Source organism: Pseudomonas sp. H1_D05, assembly GCF_054682705.1.
This window is the reverse complement of sequence record NZ_CP162825.1, coordinates 4859387-4879432: the sequence shown is the minus strand read 5'-3', so window position 1 is coordinate 4879432 and position 20046 is coordinate 4859387. Positions and strand designations below refer to the sequence as shown.

Below are 20046 nucleotides of genomic sequence, written 5' to 3'. Positions count from 1 at the left end.
GTGAATCAATCGTTATGGCGTGACCAGAACGCGGTGGCGACGGCCAAACCCTGAGCCAGGAACTGGTTGGTAGCGGTGTCGTTTACACTGCCATCCGCATTGCGTGTGTAGGTGTCGATGAGCCTCTGAAACAGTTCGGTGTTCTGGCTGCCGCCCGACTTGATACCGGCGTAGTACTCATCAAGCGATAGGCTGCCATCACCAGACTTGTCGAAGGTCTTGAACATGATTTGGGCGTTGGCGTCGCTGACTCCAGCGCGATTTAGCTGCTTCACGAAACGGCTGCGATCGAGATCCTTGCCGCCGCCTGCTTGAACGAAAAGCTGTGGCGCCCAAGCCTCGCTAAGCGGCATGGAGCTTTTGTCTACTCCAACTTTGATGATGCCGAGACGCACGCCCTCATTCCCTTCCTCAACGGTAAGAGTGATGTTTTTCTCACCTCGGGCGTAAGCGGCAAGCCCCGGAAATTTCTCTGCATCAACCTGTGAGGCAGGATTCTTCGCCGCCTCGCTAAGAGTCACTACAGTGGATGGAGATGGTTCGTTGACGACGTCGGCTGGACGGTCAGTATTTGTAGTTACATCGGTTGTCTGGGGTGTCGGCCTGGAAGTAAACAAGGCTTGTTGAGAGTATGTACCGGCTGCATTGCTGACGCTTGATACTGACATGCTGGAAGGCCCCACCATTGAGCTTACGTTGGACTACCAACAACATTGATAGCGATCGCTATCATTAAAGAGAATCTAACAGCTCAATGAAAAAATCAGCAAAGTTTTTTTCTTTTTGGGGAGCGGAATATCGGATTCACGCGATTGAATAGAGCAGCATCCAGTAAGGCCTACAAGCTTTACAGCTCAACCCAGCTTGTTGCCACTCAAAGCGACAGCACCTCTGAAAGAAACTCCGTGAAAAGCCGTACTTTTTGCGAAGGTACCCGTCCGGCAGGGTAAACGGCGTTGACCTCAATTGAATCCAGCGACCAGTCCGGCAACACAGAAATCAGTTGCCCAGAGTCCAACTCAGCTTCACATATCCAAGCAGACGCAATGGTCAATCCTAGCCCCGAACATGCGCTGGCCAAGGCAGCCTCTGCCGAAGCGACACGGATACGCGGTGACATCTTCACCACCGTCGATACGCCATCACGGCTGAAATTCCAGCCCGGACTTGCTGACCCGCCAGGCCCTGCAATGCAGTGAAATTTCACCAGATCCGATGGATGCTGAGGAGTGCCCACGGCATCCAAAAACGATGGCGAGGCAACCAGCAACCTGTGCTCAATTGCTAGCCGCTTGAAACCAAATGACGAGTCTTCCAATTCACCAAAACGGATCGCCATATCAGCGCCTTCAGCTACTAAATCATGCATTCTGTCCAACGTCAGAAGCTCCAGTTTCAGCTCAGGATGAATTGCCAAAAATCTCGGCAACTGGGGGATGACGATCCTTCCCGCCAGGATGGAGGGCAGCGCCACTCGCAGTACACCTTTCAAGCTGTCCATCCCCATCGCGACGTGGTCGGCCTCCTCCAAATCAAACAGAATTTGCCGTGCTTTTTGCAAAAAAACCTGTCCGGCCTCCGTTGGTACAATTCGACGGGTACTACGCAGCAATAGCCGCGTATTTAATCTTGATTCGAGTTCAGAAATTATTCGAGAGATGGAGGGCTGAGATAATCCAAGCTCCCGGGCTGCTGCCGAAAAGCTCGCTGTCTCAGCCGCTCTCACGAACACCTTTAACTCTTGGAAACGATCACTCATTTTTATCTCGGATAGGTGATATTCATAATCAGCCGATAGTCTCCATTTTGCGAATACCGCACCATTCTTCAACACGCTCTGCGCCGCGCTGTGATGCACAGCGTGGTGAGCTAAAACGCCACCACAGAGGATTGAAGATGAAAGTATTTGTCACTGGAGCATCGGGTTACTTAGGCGGTTCCATCAGCCACCGCTTGGTCGAAAACGGACATGAGGTTATCGGCTTGGTAAGGACGGCTGCACAAGCTGAATGGCTGGAAGCACGGAACATTGCTGCGCAGATCGGAACGCTTGATGACGCCGATTTGCTTCAAGAGATCGCGCGCTCCGCCGACGCCACTATCAATGCCGCGAACTCAGATCATTACTTCTCCATTCGAGCATTGATCACTGCGTTGGCCGGTACTGGGAAAACGCTCATCCATACCAGCGGAGCCAGCATCGTCTGTGACGACGCGATGGGAGGTGAACCTAGTCAGGCCATTTACGGAGATGATCAGCCTTTCACACCCATGCTGCACCGCGTGCCCCGAATTGAAATCGATCGCATGGTCAGGACTGCGGGCGTCAACCAAGGTTTGCGCGCATTTGTAATCAGCCCGTCGACGGTTTACGGCAACGGCCTAGGCATGAAAGTCGTGAGTGACCAATTACCCAAAATCGTCGCGAAATCCAAAGAACTGGGTGCCGGGGTTTACATCGGCAGCGGCAAAACGATCTGGTCCAACGTCAACATCAACGACCTTGTGGATCTTTACCTTTCAGCCTTGGAACGCGCGCCATCCGGAGCATTTTTCTTTGCAGAGAATGGTGAAAGCACCTTCGAATCAATCGCGCGCGCAGTGAGCAAGTCCCTTGGCTTCGAAGGCAAAACCCTAAGTTGGGACATAAATGATGCGATGTCTGAACTAGGTGGTTTCGCTCGGATTGCGCTGGCGACAAACGCACGTGTACGCGCCATCAACGCGCGCAAGCTTTTGGATTGGCAACCTAGTGGTCCGTCGCTTGAGCAAGCAGTTGAACAAGGGCTCTGATTAACAAACCGTCTCAGCGATGCAAATCGCTGAGACTTAGGGGCCTGATCAACCTTTATCGCTATCCCAGCCTCCTCCCAGTGCTTTGTAGATCGCAACGATCGCACGGTATTGATCGGTTTCGCCGAGCGCCTGAGCATCCTCGGCGTTGAGGCGCTCACGCTGTGCGTCCAATAACACCAGATAATCCACGGTCCCTTCTTTGTATTGGATGGCTGCCAGATCAGCTGCTGCACGGCTCGACTCACTCTGCCGGATCAGCGATAGCAGCCGTTGTTGGCGTTTTCCGTAATCACTGAATGCGTTCTCCGACTCTTCCAGAGCCAGCAACACTTGTTGCTCGTAGGTGGCCAAGGCGCCTTCAGCGTCGGCGTCGGCGCCACGAATGCGTGCGCGAACGCTGCCCAAGTCAAATGCCGCCCAGGTAATGCTTGGTCCGAGCCCCCAGGCTCTGGCAGCACTGGAGCCAATCTGCGAACCTCGGCCGGCGGTGAAACCCAGAAAGCCGCTCAAGCTCACCCTCGGGAACAGGTCTGCGGTGGCCACGCCGATATCCGCAGTGGCGGATGCCAGTCTGCGTTCGGCAGCGAGCACGTCCGGACGTCGGCGCAGCAACTCGGCTGGATCACCTACTGGCAGCGCTTTCGCGATGGCCGGCAAGTCCGCAGGGGCCAACGATACGCTCAGTTTATCCGGGCGCTCACCCAACAGCGTGGCGATTCGGTTTTGCTGCCGCACCTGCTCCGCTTGTAGCTGCGGAACAGTTGCCTCGACAGCTGCCAGACGCGCATCGGCGCGCACTACATCGAGTTCATTACCGACTCCGGCATCGCGCAGACTAACTGTCACGGTGCGCGAGTCCTGTTGGTTCTTCAGGTTCGCCAAGGCGATTTTTTCTCGCAGTTGGGCGCCGCGCAGTTGTCCGTAGGCGTCCACCAATTCGGCAATCATCGTCACGCGCAGTTGGTATAGATCGGCCGCTGCTGCGCCCTCCTGCGCATTACTGGACTCCAGTTGACGCTGGATACGCCCAAACAGATCGACTTCCCAAGCCATGTCCAAACCAAGATCGTAACGTTCCTGATTGACTCGGCGTTCCGTTTGGCCCGGCACTTGAGCCCGCCCTTGCTCGCTACTAATACGGCTTGTGACCACCGGCAAATTGTCATTGCTGACGTCATCGCGTATCGCCCGTGCCGCTTTCCAGCGAGCGAACGCAACACGAAGATCGCGGTTGCCTTGCAGGGATTTGCTCACTAACTGATTGAGCGTGGGGTCATCGAACTGTTGCCACCATACCGTTTCAAATCGCGACTGATCGTACTGGCTGGTGTGCGCTGCCGCGATCGTCGCGGGAGCGGTATCGGGTGCCTTGTAGTCCGGACCTACCGTGCAGGCTGCGAGGGCTAGAACCAGAAGGCTGGGTAAAAAAAGCTTAAGAGTGTTCATCAGTGTGCCTCCGGATTCGAAGCGTGGGTTTGCTCAGCCTTGCCAACCTTGCGGGCGTTTTTGCGTTCGATGTAGCGGCGGATCAACACGAAGAACACGGGTGTCAGTAGCAAGCCGAAGAAGGTCACGCCGAGCATCCCGGAGAACACCGCAACGCCCATGGCACGGCGCATTTCCGATCCGGCACCGGTCGATGTCACGAGCGGAATCACACCCATGATGAACGCAAACGAAGTCATCAGAATCGGGCGCAGACGCATACGGCAGGCTTCAAGCACCGCGTCCAGTGGCGACAGCCCTTGATCCTGTTTGTCCTTGGCGAACTCGACGATCAGGATCGCGTTTTTGCACGCCAGGCCCACCAGTACGATCAGGCCAATCTGGGTGAAGATATTGTTGTCGCCCTTGGAGATGATTACCCCCGCAATCGCCGACAACAGGGTCATCGGTACAATCAGGATCACCGCTAACGGCAGGCTCCAGCTTTCGTACAGTGCCGCCAATACCAGGAACGCCAACAGTACGCAGAGCGGGAACACCAGCAACGCGGTGTCGCCGGACAAAATCTGCTGGAAGGTCAGGTCGGTCCATTCGTAGGTCATGCCGTTGGGCAGTTCCTCCTTGAGCAGTTTTTCTATCGCTGCCTGAGCCTGGCCGGAGCTGTAGCCCGGTGCCGCGCCGCCGTTGATTTCCGCTGTGATAAAGCCGTTGTAGTGCATCACCCGATCCGGGCCGGAGGTCGGCGTGACCTTGACGAAGGTCGCCAGCGGGATCATCTCGCCACGGTCGTTGCGCACCTTCAACTGGCCGATCTGTTCAGGCTCCTGGCGGAACTGCTGTTCAGCCTGGACGTTGACCTGATATGTGCGGCCAAATCGATTGAAGTCGTTGGCGTACAGCGAGCCGAGATAGACCTGCAAGGTGTCGAAAATATCGCTAATCGCCACGCCGTGAGTCTTGGCTTTCTCGCGATCGATGTTTGCTTCGACCTGCGGCACGTTGACCGTGTAGCTGGTGAACAGGTTGGCCAATTCCGGTACCGAACGGCTTTTGGTGATGATGTTCATGGTTTCCTTGTACAGCTCGTCGTAGCCCAAGTTGCCCCGGTCCTCGATCTGCAAACGGAAACCACCGATGGTACCCAGTGCCTTGTACCGGTGGTGGCGGGAACACCGCGATGTAGGCGTCCTGGATGCCGCCGAACTTGGCGTTCAGCGATGCGGAAATCCCCATCGCCGAAAGGCTCGGGTCGGTGCGTTCTTCGAAGTTGCTCAACCCGATGAACGCGATACCGGCGTTCGGGCTGTTAGTGAAGCCGTTGATCGACAGGCCCGGAAACGCCACGGCGCTGTCGAAGCCCGGTTCGTTCATGGCGATGGTGCTCATGCGACGGATTACATTCTCAGTGCGATCCAGGCTGGCGGCGTCTGGCAATTGGGCGAAGGTCACCAGGTACTTCTTGTCTTGCGTCGGCACGAACCCGGTTGGGGTGGTGCTGAAGCCCATGTAGGTCATCGCGATCAGGCCAGCGTAAATCAGCAACGCAACGCTACTGCCCCGAATGATCTTGGCTACCGCCACCACATAACCGTGGCTGGCCTTTTCGAAGAAGCGGTTGAAAGGTTTGAACAACCAGCCACCTAGCAAACGATCGAGCACTTTCGAGAAGCGATCCTTCGGCGCGCCGTGGGCCTTGAGCAATACCGCCGCCAGTGCCGGCGAAAGGGTCAGCGAGTTGAATGCCGAAATGACCGTCGAGATGGCAATGGTTAACGCGAATTGCTTATAGAACTGCCCGGTAAGGCCAGAGATGAACGCCGCCGGTACGAATACCGCACAGAGCACCAATGCCGTGGCGATGATTGGCCCCGTCACTTCGCCCATGGCTTTCTTGGTCGCTTCGATCGGCTCCAGCCCGCCCTCGATATTTCGCTCGACGTTCTCCACCACCACGATCGCATCGTCGACCACGATACCGATGGCCAATACCAGTCCGAACAGCGACAAGGCGTTAAGCGAGAATCCGAGCAGGTGCATCACGGCAAAGGTACCGATCAGCGAAACGAGGTACCGCGACCAGGGGAATGATCGAGGCGCGCCAGGTTTGCAGGAACAGGATTACCACCAGCACCACGAGAATAAGGGCTTCGAACAGGGTGTGGACCACCGCCTCAATGGAGCTACGAACGAAGATAGTCGGGTCGTAAACGATCTCGAAATCCATGCCTTCCGGAAAGTTTTTCTTCAGCTCGGCCATTTTCGCCCGCACCTGGTTAGAGATGTCGATGGCGTTGGAACCGGGGCGCTGGAAAATCGGCATCGCTACCGCTTCCTGGTTGTTCAGCAAGGCGCGCAAAGCGTACTGGTTTGAGCCGAGTTCAACTCGGGCGATGTCCTTCAGGCGCGTTATTTCGCCGTTGGCACCGCTGCGAATGATCACGTTTTCAAACTCTTCTTCAGTGACCAGCCGTCCCTGGGAGTTGATCGACATTTGGAAACTGGTGGCATTCGGCGCCGGTGGCGCACCGAGTTGCCCAGCAGCGACCTGACGGTTTTGCTCACGTACCGCGCTGACTACATCAGTTGCGGTCAGATTGCGCGAAGCGGTCTTGTTTGGGTCGAGCCAAATGCGCAGCGAGTAGTCGCCCATACCGAACAACTGCACGTCGCCGATACCGTTCAGGCGGGCCAATTCATCCTTTACATTGAGGATTGCGTAGTTCGACAGGTAGAGCATGTCGTAGCGCTTGTCCGGCGACACCAAATGCACCAGCAACGTCAGTTCAGGCGAGGCTTTGTCGACGGTAATACCGATGCGCGTCACTTCTTCCGGCAGCTTTGGCTCGGTGCGGGTCACGCGGTTTTGCACCTGAACTTGGGCGTTGTCGAGATCGGTGCCGAGGGCGAAGGTCACTGTCAGAGTCAGGCGACCGTCAGCGGTTGATTGCGAGGACATGTACAGCATGTTCTCTACGCCAGTAATGGCTTGCTCCAGTGGAGCAGCCACCGTTTCCCCAATAACTTTTGGGTTGGCACCCGGATAGTTGGCGTGGACCACCACGGTCGGAGGAACCACCTCGGGGTATTCGCTGATGGGCAATTGGAACAGCGAGATAGTGCCAGCAATTAAAATCAGCAGAGACAGTACGGCGGCGAAAATTGGCCGCGTAATGAAGAACTGGGAAAATTTCATGTCAGATCTCCATTAACCGCGAGGCGAAATCGCAGTTTCCGTCTTCACCAGTTCGGGTGATTTGACAGAGACGGGCGACTGGATGACGGGACGATTACTGGCTTCAATTGCCTGACGCTGGCTCGCCAGTGTGGCAACCGTTTCCGGGCTAGCCATTGGCGCATCCTGCGGATCAATCACCGCGCCAGGACGAACGCGTTGAAGGCCGTTGATGACAATGCGATCTTCTTTCTGCAAACCACTGCGAACGATGCGCAGCCCCTCAAGCTTTGGTCCCAGATCGACGCTGCGATAGACAGCTTTGTTGTCTTTATCGACGACCAGCACAAACTTCTTGCCGAGGTCAGTCCCCACCGCTTCGTCTTTAATCAGCAAGCCGGGGTAGGCAGCGCTGCCGACTAACTTCAAACGGGCATACAGTCCGGGGGTGTACTGACCGTCAGCGTTATCGAATACCGCGCGGCCGCGAATAGTGCCGGTTTTCGAGTTGACCTGGTTGTCGACAAAGTTCATCTGCCCAACGTGGCTGTTGCCCTCCTCGTTTGACAGGCCCATGTACACCGGAGTGGCTTGACCGCGCTGTCCTTGGCGGGAAAGCAGACTGTATTTAAGGAACATGCGCTCGTCAGCATCGAAATAGGCGTAGACCTTATCGGTGGAGACAACGCTGGTAAGCGGCGTGGTGTCAGCGGTGACGATGTTGCCGGCGGTGATTTCCGCCCGACTGACTCGACCGGTGATCGGTGCGGTAACGCGGGTGAAACTGAGGTTCAAGCGTGCGAGATCCAGCTGCGCCTGAATGGCATCGACACCGGCCCGCGCTTCTTGTGCAGTGGTAGTACGAGTGTCGGCTAACTCTGCGGAAATCGCGTTGCTGCTTAACAAGCGCTGGCCGCGCTGAGCTTCATTGCCTGTGCGAACCAAAGTTGCTCGGGCTTGTTGCAGCTGCGCTTCGATGCGATGGACTTCATGTTCGAACGGACGTGCATCAATCTGAAACAGCAAATCACCTCTTTTTACCAGCGCACCATCGGTGAAGGCCACACGGTCGATCTGACCCGAAACCCGAGGACGAACCTCGACGGTTTCTGGCGCCTCCAGTCGAGCGGTGACTTCATCCCACTCGGTGATGGGCTGTTCGAGCACCTTGGCAACGGTGACGTGTGGCGCTGCTGAAGCCAACGCTGCATCAGGTGTGCGGTCACACGCTGCCAGAACTGTCAGGGCCAACGCAGCAAGAGGATAACGCAAAGGTTTTAGTGACTGTTCCATGGGATGTGTCCGCCAGACGGGTTTAGGGATTTGTGGATTCTCGGCCTCACGCGAGGCCTCGACGAATTGAACGGAGTGAACTTAGGTATCACTATTAATTATAGGCATCATGTTTAAAGCCGAAAGAAGAATTGGCCCTGTTCAACCCTTGGTATCCGCAAGAGCAACACAAACAGAATCAAGCGCCGGGCCCAGCATTTGCGCTGCACTTAAAGCTCTAGGCGTTGGCACCATTGTGCGACCATTGCGCTCAAACAATGGGTCGTTGAACAGCCTACGAAGTCGGATCAACGCAGCGCTCACCGCTGGCTGGCCGAGCGATAGCCTCTTACCTGCACGAGTTAAGTTACGTTCCTGGATGAGCGTTTCGAAGACAACGAGCAGGTTCAAATCGATACTGCGCAGCTCATTACGTTTCATGGGACAGATCCCCGTATAGATTTTGACTAGAGTCGCAGACTCGGGACACGCCTAGCATCGCGGAGGCCCGATAGACGTTCGTCTACGACGTTATATGATCACCGTAATCAATGCTAGCATCGCAGCAAACCGGTCCAAGCAGGTTCGCCTGTCCTAGAGGAACACCTCATGAAAGTCACGAAAGAACAAGCGGCGGCGAATAAGGAGGCGATCCTCACCGCTGCATCCCGCCTATACCGCGAAAAAGGTATAGATGGAATTGGCATTGGTGAACTCTCACGATCAGTGGGTCTGACCCATGGCGGATTTTACGGACAGTTTCCTGGCGGAAAAGAACAGCTAGCATCGGAAGCCGTCAGCAGAACCTTCGAGTCAAACATCCAGGAGTGGCAGAGCGCAAAATCCATCTCGGAACTCATACAGGGTTACTTGACGCAAGCGCATCTGGATAACTGGATGGAGGGCTGCCCCATCCCCGCTTTAGGTGCAGACGTCGCTCGCACTGGCGGTGCAGTCAGCAGTGCGTTTACCAAAGGTATTGAGGACTTGATTGAAACGCTGATGGCGCTGGTCAAAGGCGAAACTCATGACGAGAAGTACCGGGAATCTCTTCGCATACTTTCCTCAATCGCTGGTGCAATGCTGATTGCCAGAGCGCTGGACAGCCCTCAATTATCTGAGCAGTTCTTGCAGTCGGTCATCAGTGGCTGGCCTGCCGCGCCTGAAAAAAAGAGCGGGCTGTAAAGCGCCGCTCAAAGGATGAAAACTAAACCCCGAAGAACATCATATGAGTCTTCCTGGGCTTATCAGGTATGGAACGGCACCCACATCATCTTCACTTCGACATTCAGTAGGCCTGACTTAACCGTTGGATCGTCAGTGCCGATCTTGATGGCTTCTTCGAGGTCAGCGGCCTTGAAGATCGTCATGCCACCGTCTGCCAGCACACCGTTGAGGCCACCGGCTTTCTCCATGAACGGCCCGCTGAGCACGGTGAGACCTTTCTCCTGCATTTCGATCATGTAGCCCACGTGATCCATGAACCCAGGCTGTTCGTTGTACTTAACGCCTTGAACCCAGTTCGGGCCCGGCGATTGGAAGGCGACAAAGTAGTGCGGGCCGTTTTCGTCAATCATGATTGTTACTCCAAAAGGAAAATGGGGGATTCAAAAGCGATGTGCTGTCAGGTATGGAATGGGACCCACATCATTTTGACTTCGAGGTTTAGGAAGCCGGACTTGACCGTTGGATCGTCGCCGGCGATTTTTTTTGCGTCTTCAAAATCAGCGGCCTTGAAAATCGACATGCCGCCGTTTGCCAACACTCCATTGAGCCCGCCCGCCTTTTCCATGAAAGGGCCGCTGAGCACAATCAGCCCCTTCTGATGCAGTTCGATCATGTAATTCACATGAGTCATAAATTCAGGTTGTTCGTTGTATTTCACGCCCGGTACCCATTTCGGCCCTGGGGTGTGAAAGGCTACAAAATAGTGTGGCCCGTTTTCGTCAATCATCGTTTTGCACTCCAGAAGGATAGTTTGTTTAGAAAGAATGATTATTGAGGGAGTAAGAAGTCGTGCCCGGCCAGAGGGCCGCCGGCCTGTTGCATTTTTCCACCCTCTTTGAGTTCCCCGAGATCGACGGTGCGAAAGCCAATCTTGTGAATAAACTCGGTCACGAATTCTTTGGCTTCGCTGTCATCGCCTGACACGAACAGCACCCTTCGGCCTTGGTTGTGGACGGGGCCAGCATTGAAGTTAGCCATTTCAAGATTGTTGAACGCCTTAACCACCCTCGCTCCCGGTGCCAGTTCGGCAACAATTTCACTCGCGCCACGCCCTCCAAGGTCGTCAAACACCCACTCGGGCGTTGTCTCCAAAAACGGGTTAGTAGCATCAATTAGGATTCGGCTGTTCCAAGCTGGCAGTCCGTTGAGAACTGTCTTGATAGTTGTCCAAGGCGTAGCTAGCAGCACCACTGGTGCTGCGGCGGCTTCGGCGAGCGTGACGACGGAAGCCTTAGGCCCCAACTGCGACAGTGCATCGCCCAATTTAGTCGCTCCGCTGCGATTACTCAGCAAGACCTCATGGCCCTGATCAATCGCGTGCTTAGCAATGGACAGCGCCACAGTGCCCGAGCCCAACATCCCAATTTTCATAAAAGCGACCTCATAAGCGATGCGTTAAATCGGGGGAAATGTTTTTTGGAGTGATCACTCCGATATGCAATACTATGGCGATGGAAATCCCCTCGTCAAGGAATATTGGAGTGATTGAACCAAAATTATCTGAACCCAAAAAACGTGGTCGCGGGCGGCCATCGAATTTCGACCGGGCGATTGCCGTACACCAAGCAATGAAATTGTTTTGGGAGTCAGGCTACGAAGGCACATCCTTCGAAAGCCTGATTGCGGTTATGGGAATCAGTGCGTCGAGCTTTTACAACTCGTTTGGGGGTAAAGAGCAGCTCTACGCAGAGGCGACTAATGCCTATCTGGCAGCGTCAGGTGAGTGGTTTCTCGGCATCTTGAATGATGCGACTGACACGCGAACCGCCTTCAGACGATTGATGGAGGCGACCGCTACCGAGTTCACCCGAGACGATCTACCCTCCGGCTGCATGATTTCCGTAGCATGCGTTCACGTTCCTCCAGCGTTGCATTCGGTTCGCGAAATGATGACCGAGCACAGATCGATGGCACGCCATGCAATGGAGGCGAGGATTCAGCGCGGCATCGATGAAGGTGACGTGTCCGCCGACACCAATGTCAAAGCATTAGCCGCCTACTTCAATGTGCTGGCCCGAGGATTGGCTGTGCAAGCCAGAGATGGTGCAACTTCTGACCAACTTCTGGAGATCGTGCAGATCGCCATGCAAGCGTTTCCAGCTGGCCCAGAGCTTTAGTCTGGCCCTCTAAGCCACGGATTGTTCTGGAACTCTTCCACTAGGAAATCCACCATCACGCGGGTCTTCTGTGGGATCCAGGATGAGGCAGGCATCACCGCATAGATGGGAACGAAAGCGGCGTCGTAATCTGTCAGGAGCCTAACCAATCTACCGGCCTCCAGATCCTCGCCGCAGGCCGACAATGGCGCTCTCAAAACTCCAAGCCCTGCGATCGCGGCTTCGCAAAGCGCTTCAAACACGTTCACCCGATAGGATCCCTGAACTTCAACCGACACTATCTCACCGTTGACATCGCTGAACGTCCACTCGAAAGGCGTCGGGTTGCGCAGGTAAATCAGGCACGGTACGCGAGCCAAATCGCGAGGATGAAGAATCGCTGGATGGTCCTCCAGGAACGCCGGCGAGGCTACGGTGACCGGTTGCAGAGCACCAAGTTTTCGCGCTTGGTGAGAGCTATCTTTCATTTCGCCAACGCGGATAGACACGTCTACGCCATCGCGAATCAGATCTGTCGCCGAATCACTCAGGAAATGCTCCAACACAATGTCGGGGTAGCGCTGGAAAAAGCGCGGCAGTAACGGAGTCAATTGCTTTCGCCCGAGCAGAATTGGTGTAGCGATACGTAAGGTGCCTGAAGGCGTCTGACGGGTATTGAATACATCTCCTAAAGCCATGGCGTATTGCTCAAGAATAAGCTTCGCCTGCTCATAAAACCGCTCACCGGCATCGGTCAAAAACAACCGGCGGGTGGTACGTGAAAATAGCTTCGCCTGTAACTGTTTTTCCAAATCGGTAATTTGCTTGCTGACCGTAGATTGACTGATCGACAGCTCAATCGCCGTGCGCGAAAAGCTGCCGATCTCGACAACCCTCACGAAGATTTCTAACGCCGAAAATCTGTCCACACCGCCCCTCTACCGCTGTCATACCCGGCCTGCATATATATTCCGGCCGGCGATAAATTTTATCGCCGGCCAACCAATTATCACTTTTGAACCGCTCTATTAGTCTGGCTCTGCGCAACGCCCTTAACATTCAGTTTTATGGAGTCAGTCATGACCATCAGCATCTACGGCGACAGTGGTTCCGGCAGTTTTCGCCGCGTATGGACCGCTGCAAAACACATGGGCATTCAGTTCGAACATATCCCGGTCGACTTGTTGAAAGGCGAAAGCCAAGCGCCGGAATTTCTGGCGATCAGCCCGGTCGGTCGCGTACCGGTCTTGGTCGATGGCGATATCGTCATCTCCGAAGCTTCGGCCATCAACCTCTACTTGGCGGAGAAGTTCGACTCGCCGCTGTTGCCCAAGGGCACCGCCCGGTATGAAACCTTGCAGTGGATGTTCTGGTCCACTGAACACTGGCGCGTATTTTCGTCCTACCTGTTCAACGAACGCATCGGCAAACGCGTGATGGGCGTGGCGGAAGACCCGACTATGGTCGAGTTCATCTTCACCAACATCCGCAGCAACGCCGCCATGCTCGACAAACACCTCGAAGGCAAAAAATACATCGTCGGTGACCAGGTGACGCTGGCGGACTTCGATATCGCAGCACCGTTCTCGCAGATGGCCAGAACCAAAACGCCGTACGATGAATTCCCGAACATCATGGCTTGGCAGCAACGCCTGCTGGATGAAGTTCCGGCCTGGAAAGAAACCAAAGAGCTGCTGGACGACCGCATGGACCGAGCGTTTTCCGCGTTCGGTATCACGTTCTGATCTGACTGTGCGGGGGCGCCGAACATCGGCGCCTCCTCAACCAAACCGTCAGTGAGCCCCGTTGATCTCTAACAACACCTTGCCGCCTTTTTGAGTGTGGACGATGGCGTCCTTAAAGGCTGCCAGCGGATACACCTTTGCAACCGGTACTTGCAGACTTCCGGATCTGATCAACTCGACCGCTTCATGCAATATTTCAGGCACTTTCACCCTGAATGCGGGTTTGTTCTGATAAAAGTTGTGCATCGTGATGCTCTTTCTCATCAGCGGCCTGAGATCTCCCGGTGCAGACATGTCGCCGCTCATTTGTGCGTAGTTGACCAACGATCCCCCAGCCGATAACGCGCTAACCAATCGCGCAGTCGCCACTCCGCTGATGCCGCAGAGCGCCAAGCGCACTGCACCGTCACCGACCATGTCTTGAACGCGCTCAGTCGCATCATTTTCATCCACCAAAACAATGTCTCCACCAGCCGCTTCCACCTCAGCGACTTGCTCCTGTCGCCGCACAAAATTGACCGTCCGTAACCCGCGCCCCTTGGCGATGGCGATCACCGCCCTACCCACCCCGGAGTTCGCGCAATTCTGCACCACCCAATCGCCGGGTTTTAGGTCAACGAATTCACTCAGCAAAAGTGCCGCTGTGGGCGGATTGATACGCAACATGGCGAGCTGCTGAATATCCGCGTCCACGGGCAAAGCGAAGAGATCTGCGGCGGGAATGACCATCCGCTCGCGCCAGGTAAAGCTATAGAGCGGTGGCGTCACGCGATCCCCGACCTTTACATTGTCCACGCCCGCTCCAACGACCAACACGATACCAACGCCTTCGTTGCCGACAACACTCGGTAATGGCGGATGCACCGGAAACTTACCGCCAAACAACAGTAAATCGTTGTGGTTAACTGGGGCGAACTCTAGACCGATCAGCACCTCGCCCGATCCGGGTGGCGGTGGCTCAGCGATGTCGACCAACTCCAGACTTTCGAGGGGGTTGCCGTAAGCGTTGATCTGGATCGCTTTCATGTGGGAGTACCTGCGTGAGGGTTTAAATGTCCATGCCGGACACCTATCATAGTGATCGCCCGCAAAAGTATCCATTCTATTGGAAGCGATCACAATGAATGGATCAGTGTAGTTCAGGAGTGATGCGTGAAGGTTTCAAAAGAACAAAATGCTTACAACCGTGAAGCGCTCACTGCTGCGGCTTCCAGCCTGTTCCAGACGCAGGGCTTCGCCGCCACTGGCGTCGCGCAAATCAGCGAGGAGGCGGGACTGACCCAGGGTGGTTTTTACGGACATTTTAAATCTAAGAGCCGGTTGGTCGAAGCTGCTTGCCGGAAAGCTATGGCCAACGGTCGCGACTCATGGCGCGCCATGATGGGCACGGCTGCGAACGACTTGGAAACGCTAATTGACGCCTATGTGTCCCCCGAGCACGTCGAGGCCGTCGCTGAGGGCTGTCCGATGGCTGCTTATACATGCGAAATCAAAAGTCAGGATGAAGCCATCCAAAACACTTTCACCCACGGTTTTGAGGACATGGTCGCAATCCTCCAGGAAGTGCTGGCTCGGGATTTCGCGGATGAAACTGCTCGTCGCGAAGCATTGTTTTTCATGTGCAGTATGGTCGGCAGTGTCGCCATCGCGCGGGCGACCAAAACCACGAACCCTCTGCTTGCTGATGAAATCATTACGGCAACTAGACAGAATCTGAAGGCGGTTGCCAACTCAGCCGGTTCCTAAGCATCTGACAGCTCGGCGTGAGTCAGATGAGTTACCGCTGTCTCCAAAATTTCAGCTGACAGCGCCGAGCGCGATGCCATTCTCGACAAGGTGAGCGCCCCCATCATCGTGCACATCGCGACGAGTGCACGAGCGCGTTCCGACTCGCCTTTCTCAGATTTGGACTGAGCGACCAATAACTCGATGATCCTTTCCAGACCTTGGGTCGCGACCTGCTTTACCTGCTCGTTGCTCCGGACCAGTTCGCTCCCAAGCGCCGCATAGGGGCAGCTTTGCTCCAAGGCATCCCGGTGTAGAGGCGAAAGGTAATGGCCCACGATTGCATCAAAGCCTCCGTCGTCAGCGACCTTCTCCAGCTCTGACATTAGTCCGTCAACTGCTGCGCCGCATGCCTCTGCCACGACCTGATCCTTGGATTGAAAGTGGCGGTAGAAGCCGCCGTGCGTCAGGCCCGCCGCAGACATCAAACCAGAAAGTCCCGTCCCGCCAATACCGTTCTTGCGAAACTCGACGCTGGCAGCATCAACGATTCGTTGCCGGGTCTCGCTGGTTTCCTGCCGTGATTTGCGCATGCCAAAAATCCTGATCAATGGTGTTTGACTTAGATGTTACTTAACATCTATATTTATGACGAGCGTAATATTTAACCTTTCGCACCATAACCTGAGGCTACCAACATGACGCAAGCTATCATTCTCGTAACAGGCGCTACTGGTTACACCGGTCGTAGAACCGTCGAAATCCTTACCTCTAAAGGTGTTCCGGTTAGAGCCTTGGTGCACAAGGAAGATGAACGTTCGGCAGAGCTTCGTGCAATGGGCGCCGAAGTGGTGCTCGGTGATCTGCTGGACCTGAATGCCGTGCGCAGCGCACTCGAAGGTATTCGCACCGCCTACTTCGTGTACCCGATTACTCCGGGTTTGATTGATGCGACCGCTCGTTTCGCTCAAGCAGCGAAGGAAGCCGGCGTCGAAGCCGTCGTCAACATGTCGCAGATTTCCGCGAGACGCGAAGCCAAGAGCAATGCGGCGCTTGATCATTGGACGGCAGAGCGGGTTTTCGATTGGTCAGGACTGGCAATGACTCACCTACGCCCAACCTATTTTGCACAGTGGCTGATCTATCCCCATTTCCGCTCGCACATCCTGGAAAAAGGTGAGATCCGCCTACCGTTTGGTGAAGGCCGGCACGCCCCAATCGCCGCTGAGGATCAAGCTCGTCTGATTGCCGCCATTCTCGAAAATCCGAGCCAGCATGAAGGCCAAACCTACACCCTGCATGGCCCTACCGAGTTGAACCAGCAAGGTGTCGCCGACGCTATCGGCGAAGTGCTGGGGCGCAAAATCGCCTATCAGCAAATCAGCCTTGAAGAATACAAACACGAACTGCTTGAAGCAGGTTTACCTCCATTCGTCGTTCAACATCTGGTCGAAGTAGCGTTGGATTACCAGCATGGTGTGTTCGAAGGCGAAGACAAGATCATTCGAGAAGTCACCGGACAAGCGCCAATGACCGTGCAAGAGTTCGTCACTCTTCACAAAGATCTGTTCGACGTATGAAGACGGTGAGTTGAGCCTGTGTCATGCGCGGGCTCATCCTCTCTGAAAAACTTCGCGCTTGATCACGTTGATCGCGGGGCGCCCCGATGACGACGTTCTGCCTTGACACATTCATAGTGACCGCCTTCAATAAATCATGAAGGCTATTGCTCGTTACCTGTTGCTGAGCAATCGCAGGTGCTGCTGGATTTCCATTGAACTGGAAACCCATTCCCAAGTGGCTGATTTGCACGGGAACAAAACGGGGAAGAAAAATGAAAAGCCTCAAGCGCAGTGAGTTGTCACGCCGCGACGTACTCAAGCAATCCATGCTCTTGGCCGCAGCAATGGCGGCGATCAATCATGGCTCCGCTTGGGCAGCCACTTCAGAGTCGCCGGCACCTCCCAGTAACCCAAAACTCGCATCAGGTTTCACTGAAAAAATCGTATTGAGGGACAACCATCGAATCTACGTTCGCGACTATCCCGGCAAAGAACCTGCTTATGTCCTTCTGCATGGCTTTCCCGATAACTGTCGTATCTATGAAGACTTGGCCCCACGTCTGAGCGCCGCTGGCAGACGCGTCATCGCTTTCGATTTTCTTGGCTTCGGCGCGTCCGACAAACCAACAAACTTCCGCTACGACTTTGAACAGCAATTGGCCGACTTCAACGCTGTAGTCAATGATCTAAAATTGAATTCAGTCATCCCGGTCGGGCACGACGCAGGGGGGCCGGCAGCGGTCAACTTCGCACTGGATAATCAGGATCGCGTGGACTCGCTTGTTCTGCTCAATTGTTATTACGCCAACGCCTCAGTGCTGGCCTTTCCCGACTTCATTGAACTGTGCTGCAATCCGAAAACCAAACTTTTGGCCCACGCGATGATGACGGACCCTAAGCAAGCAGCTTACCTCTTCAATTTTCAGCAGGGCCTACTGTTGGCCAACATGACGCCGGCAATGAGGACGCGCTTCGAAACGGTGTTGCAACCTATCATTGCGCACAACTTCACCCAGCAGCCGAGTGCAATGCCCGCTTTCCTGGCCATGACCGGGAATGCGTACGCAAACCTTGCGGCAAATGACCGGCGCCGTCCTGAACTGGCTAAATTCAATAAGCCGGTCAAACTGATCTGGGGTGGTCTGGACAAATACCTCAACACGGCCGTCGCTAAAGATATCGCCAGCCATTGCCCTCACGCGACGCTGACGACACTCGATGCAGAACATTGGCCGCAGTTCGATCTGCCTGACGAGGTCGCCAAGCACATGCTGGCCTGACATAACCGGCCGTATTCATGTCATGTTGATTTATTCCGCCTATCGATAGGTTTTATCGTGGCTCGGGCAATTATCACCCGCCCTTCTCCCGGTTATTTTTGGCTCAAGACTCATCAACGAAAGTCTTCAGCCATTACGGGATTCAGCATGACAAAATTATTTACCGGCAAAGTCGCCTTGGTAACTGGCGGGTCGCGTGGCTTAGGCGCAGCGACCGCCAAGGCCCTCGCCGAGCAAGGCGCCGACGTAGCCATCAGTTACGTGTTCGCCGAAGAGCAGGCACTCAACGTGATCGAGTACGTGACCGCTCAAGGCGTGCGAGGCGAAGCATTTCAAGCGGATCAGGCGGACGTCGACGCCGCGCAATCGCTTATTGATCGAGTAATGGCCAAGTTCGGCCGTATCGACATCCTCATCAACAACGCCTCCATCGATCAGCTGGGCAGAGTCGATGATCCCGCCCGCGACGCCGAAGCATTCGATCGCTTCTGGGCCGTTACGCTTTCGGGGTTCATGGCGACTGTGCGCGCGGCGTCCAAAGTACTCAGCGACCAAGGCCGAATCGTGATGATCGGCTCTAACCTAGGTAACCGACCTGGCATGTCGGGTATCGCCGATCTCGCGGCATTGCGTGCAGCCATCGATGGCTATTCCAGGGGGGTCGCCCGTGACCTGGCCGAGCGCAACATTACCGTCAACGTGGTGCACGCTGGGTTTATGAAAACCGACCTCAACGCACATCTGCGGGACGCTTTGGCGCCTTTGGTAGAGCGCTTGTGTTTCCCGCGATTTGGCCGACTGGAAGAAGTCGTTGCACCCATTCTCTTTCTAGCCAGCCCTGCCGCGTCCTACATCACTGGCACGATCATCGATGCCGATGGCGGCTACAACATCTAGTCGCCGCAGCACGCGGATGACTCGGCTGAAATTACTGGGGAATACAGCATGAAAAAACTTGAAGGGAAAATTGCACTCGTCACCGGTGGCACCTCTGGCATTGGTTTGGCGACAGCACGCTTGCTGGTCGAAGAAGGCGCGCACGTATTCATCACGGGTCGTCGTCAGGCTAATCTGGATGAAGCTGTCCGTTCGATTGGTCGCAATGTGACGGGGGTCCAGGGCGACACGAGTAATCTTGATGACGTGGATCGGTTGTTCAAACTCATCACCGAAGAGAAGGGCCGGCTCGACATGGTATTTGCCAATGCGGCAGCTCAAGCCAGCGCGCCGTTGGGTGCGATAGACATCGAGCAGTACAACCGCGTTTTTGACGTGAATGTGCGCGGCACTTTGTTTACCGTACAGGGCGCTTTACCGTTGTTGTCTGACGGCGCTTCCGTTCTGCTGATGGCATCCGTCGCTGGGTCAAAAGGCAACCCCGGTCGCAGCATCTACGGAGCTTCGAAGGCGGCGGTTCGATCATTTGCACGGTCTTGGGCCAATGACCTCAAGTCTCGTAATATCCGTGTTAACGCAATTAGTCCTGGCCCCACTGATACTCCCGCATTCGATTCACCGGGAGGAGCCGAGCAGACCGCTCAGATCAAGACCCGGATTGCATCGACTATTCCACTAGGTCGAATGGCCCGTTCTGAAGAAATCGCCAAAGCAGCCGTGTTCCTACTTTCCGACGACAGTAGCTTCACCACGGGCTCGGAAATGTTCGTGGATGGCGGCTTCACCCAGATCTAGAGTGCTATCGGCCAATCCCCGTTATACGCTTGG

General features: G+C 55.2%; 20 protein-coding genes and 1 pseudogene. 9 read left to right on the top strand and 12 right to left on the bottom strand.

Going from position 1 to position 20046, the window contains the following annotated elements; all coding sequences use genetic code 11:
• Positions 1-5: 5 nt before the first annotated feature.
• Positions 6-668, bottom strand: a complete 663-nt coding sequence (locus tag AB4O11_RS22065) for an EF-hand domain-containing protein (RefSeq protein WP_150734407.1) — start codon at positions 666-668, stop codon at positions 6-8.
• Positions 669-874: 206 nt separating this feature from the next.
• The gene (locus tag AB4O11_RS22060; protein WP_460128532.1) at positions 875-1834 is read right to left on the bottom strand and encodes a LysR family transcriptional regulator; all 960 of its coding nucleotides are present in this window, start codon (positions 1832-1834) and stop codon (positions 875-877) included.
• Positions 1835-1896: 62 nt separating this feature from the next.
• Here AB4O11_RS22060 and AB4O11_RS22055 point away from each other — a divergent pair, with 62 nt between their 5' ends.
• Positions 1897-2793, top strand: coding sequence for an NAD-dependent epimerase/dehydratase family protein (locus AB4O11_RS22055; RefSeq protein WP_150734409.1), 897 nt, complete (start codon positions 1897-1899; stop codon positions 2791-2793).
• 48 nt (positions 2794-2841) lie between these two features.
• Here AB4O11_RS22055 and AB4O11_RS22050 read toward each other — a convergent pair whose 3' ends face one another.
• The 4 genes and pseudogenes from AB4O11_RS22050 to AB4O11_RS22035 form a co-directional block, all read right to left on the bottom strand.
• Positions 2842-4242 carry an efflux transporter outer membrane subunit gene (locus AB4O11_RS22050; protein ID WP_212621877.1) on the bottom strand — a complete coding sequence of 467 codons (1401 nt, stop codon included), beginning with the start codon at positions 4240-4242 and terminating at the stop codon, positions 2842-2844.
• Positions 4242-7435 (bottom strand): annotated as a pseudogene (locus AB4O11_RS22045) (efflux RND transporter permease subunit). Before AB4O11_RS22045 ends, AB4O11_RS22050 begins: the two are co-directional and overlap by 1 nt.
• Before the next feature lie 12 nt (positions 7436-7447).
• The gene (gene mexE, locus AB4O11_RS22040) at positions 7448-8707 is read right to left on the bottom strand and encodes a multidrug efflux RND transporter periplasmic adaptor subunit MexE (RefSeq protein ID WP_150734412.1); all 1260 of its coding nucleotides are present in this window, start codon (positions 8705-8707) and stop codon (positions 7448-7450) included.
• Positions 8708-8848: 141 nt separating this feature from the next.
• On the bottom strand, positions 8849-9127 hold the full coding sequence (locus AB4O11_RS22035) for a LysR family transcriptional regulator (RefSeq protein WP_092280725.1): 279 nt from the start codon (positions 9125-9127) through the stop codon (positions 8849-8851).
• Positions 9128-9295: 168 nt separating this feature from the next.
• Here AB4O11_RS22035 and AB4O11_RS22030 point away from each other — a divergent pair, with 168 nt between their 5' ends.
• Complete coding sequence (locus AB4O11_RS22030; protein ID WP_150734413.1) at positions 9296-9871, top strand: TetR/AcrR family transcriptional regulator; 576 nt, start codon at positions 9296-9298, stop codon at positions 9869-9871.
• Between the two features lie 62 nt (positions 9872-9933).
• On the opposite strand, the gene AB4O11_RS22025 is transcribed toward AB4O11_RS22030, so the two are convergent.
• The 3 genes from AB4O11_RS22025 to AB4O11_RS22015 are packed head-to-tail and all read right to left on the bottom strand — an operon-like array spanning position 9934 to position 11284.
• Positions 9934-10263 (bottom strand): YciI family protein, encoded by a 330-nt coding sequence (locus AB4O11_RS22025; protein ID WP_092280721.1) that lies wholly within the window; start codon positions 10261-10263, stop codon positions 9934-9936.
• 47 nt (positions 10264-10310) lie between these two features.
• On the bottom strand, positions 10311-10640 hold the full coding sequence (locus AB4O11_RS22020; RefSeq protein ID WP_092280719.1) for a YciI family protein: 330 nt from the start codon (positions 10638-10640) through the stop codon (positions 10311-10313).
• A 41-nt stretch (positions 10641-10681) separates the two neighbouring features.
• The gene (locus AB4O11_RS22015) at positions 10682-11284 is read right to left on the bottom strand and encodes an NADPH-dependent F420 reductase (protein WP_150734414.1); all 603 of its coding nucleotides are present in this window, start codon (positions 11282-11284) and stop codon (positions 10682-10684) included.
• Positions 11285-11394: 110 nt separating this feature from the next.
• Between AB4O11_RS22015 and AB4O11_RS22010 the strand changes: the two genes are divergently transcribed.
• Complete coding sequence (locus AB4O11_RS22010) at positions 11395-12030, top strand: TetR/AcrR family transcriptional regulator (protein WP_212621874.1); 636 nt, start codon at positions 11395-11397, stop codon at positions 12028-12030.
• Here the strand turns inward: AB4O11_RS22010 and AB4O11_RS22005 are convergent.
• Positions 12027-12938, bottom strand: coding sequence for a LysR family transcriptional regulator (locus tag AB4O11_RS22005; RefSeq protein WP_150734415.1), 912 nt, complete (start codon positions 12936-12938; stop codon positions 12027-12029). The two genes, AB4O11_RS22010 and AB4O11_RS22005, sit on opposite strands and share 4 nt — an antisense overlap.
• 150 nt (positions 12939-13088) lie before the next feature.
• On the opposite strand from AB4O11_RS22005, the gene AB4O11_RS22000 reads away from it, so the two are divergent.
• Entirely contained in the window at positions 13089-13754 is a 666-nt protein-coding gene (locus AB4O11_RS22000; RefSeq protein WP_460128529.1) for a glutathione S-transferase family protein, read from the top strand.
• A gap of 48 nt (positions 13755-13802) precedes the next feature.
• Here the strand turns inward: AB4O11_RS22000 and AB4O11_RS21995 are convergent, their stop codons facing one another.
• A complete protein-coding gene (locus AB4O11_RS21995; protein ID WP_150734417.1) occupies positions 13803-14780 on the bottom strand; it encodes a zinc-dependent alcohol dehydrogenase family protein in 978 nt (325 codons plus the stop codon).
• A gap of 126 nt (positions 14781-14906) precedes the next feature.
• On the opposite strand from AB4O11_RS21995, the gene AB4O11_RS21990 reads away from it, so the two are divergent.
• Positions 14907-15500, top strand: coding sequence for a TetR/AcrR family transcriptional regulator (locus AB4O11_RS21990; RefSeq protein WP_212621872.1), 594 nt, complete (start codon positions 14907-14909; stop codon positions 15498-15500).
• Here AB4O11_RS21990 and AB4O11_RS21985 read toward each other — a convergent pair.
• Positions 15497-16072, bottom strand: coding sequence for a TetR/AcrR family transcriptional regulator (locus tag AB4O11_RS21985; protein WP_150734419.1), 576 nt, complete (start codon positions 16070-16072; stop codon positions 15497-15499). The two genes, AB4O11_RS21990 and AB4O11_RS21985, sit on opposite strands and share 4 nt — an antisense overlap.
• 105 nt (positions 16073-16177) lie before the next feature.
• On the opposite strand from AB4O11_RS21985, the gene AB4O11_RS21980 reads away from it, so the two are divergent.
• From AB4O11_RS21980 to AB4O11_RS21965, 4 genes are all read left to right on the top strand, one after another.
• A complete protein-coding gene (locus AB4O11_RS21980) occupies positions 16178-17059 on the top strand; it encodes an NmrA family NAD(P)-binding protein (RefSeq protein ID WP_460128527.1) in 882 nt (293 codons plus the stop codon).
• A 254-nt stretch (positions 17060-17313) separates the two neighbouring features.
• Entirely contained in the window at positions 17314-18321 is a 1008-nt protein-coding gene (locus tag AB4O11_RS21975; RefSeq protein WP_460128525.1) for an alpha/beta fold hydrolase, read from the top strand.
• A 147-nt stretch (positions 18322-18468) separates the two neighbouring features.
• Positions 18469-19218 carry an SDR family NAD(P)-dependent oxidoreductase gene (locus AB4O11_RS21970; protein WP_092280701.1) on the top strand — a complete coding sequence of 250 codons (750 nt, stop codon included), beginning with the start codon at positions 18469-18471 and terminating at the stop codon, positions 19216-19218.
• 48 nt (positions 19219-19266) lie between these two features.
• Positions 19267-20013, top strand: coding sequence for an SDR family NAD(P)-dependent oxidoreductase (locus AB4O11_RS21965; RefSeq protein ID WP_150734421.1), 747 nt, complete (start codon positions 19267-19269; stop codon positions 20011-20013).
• Positions 20014-20046: the final 33 nt, after the last annotated feature.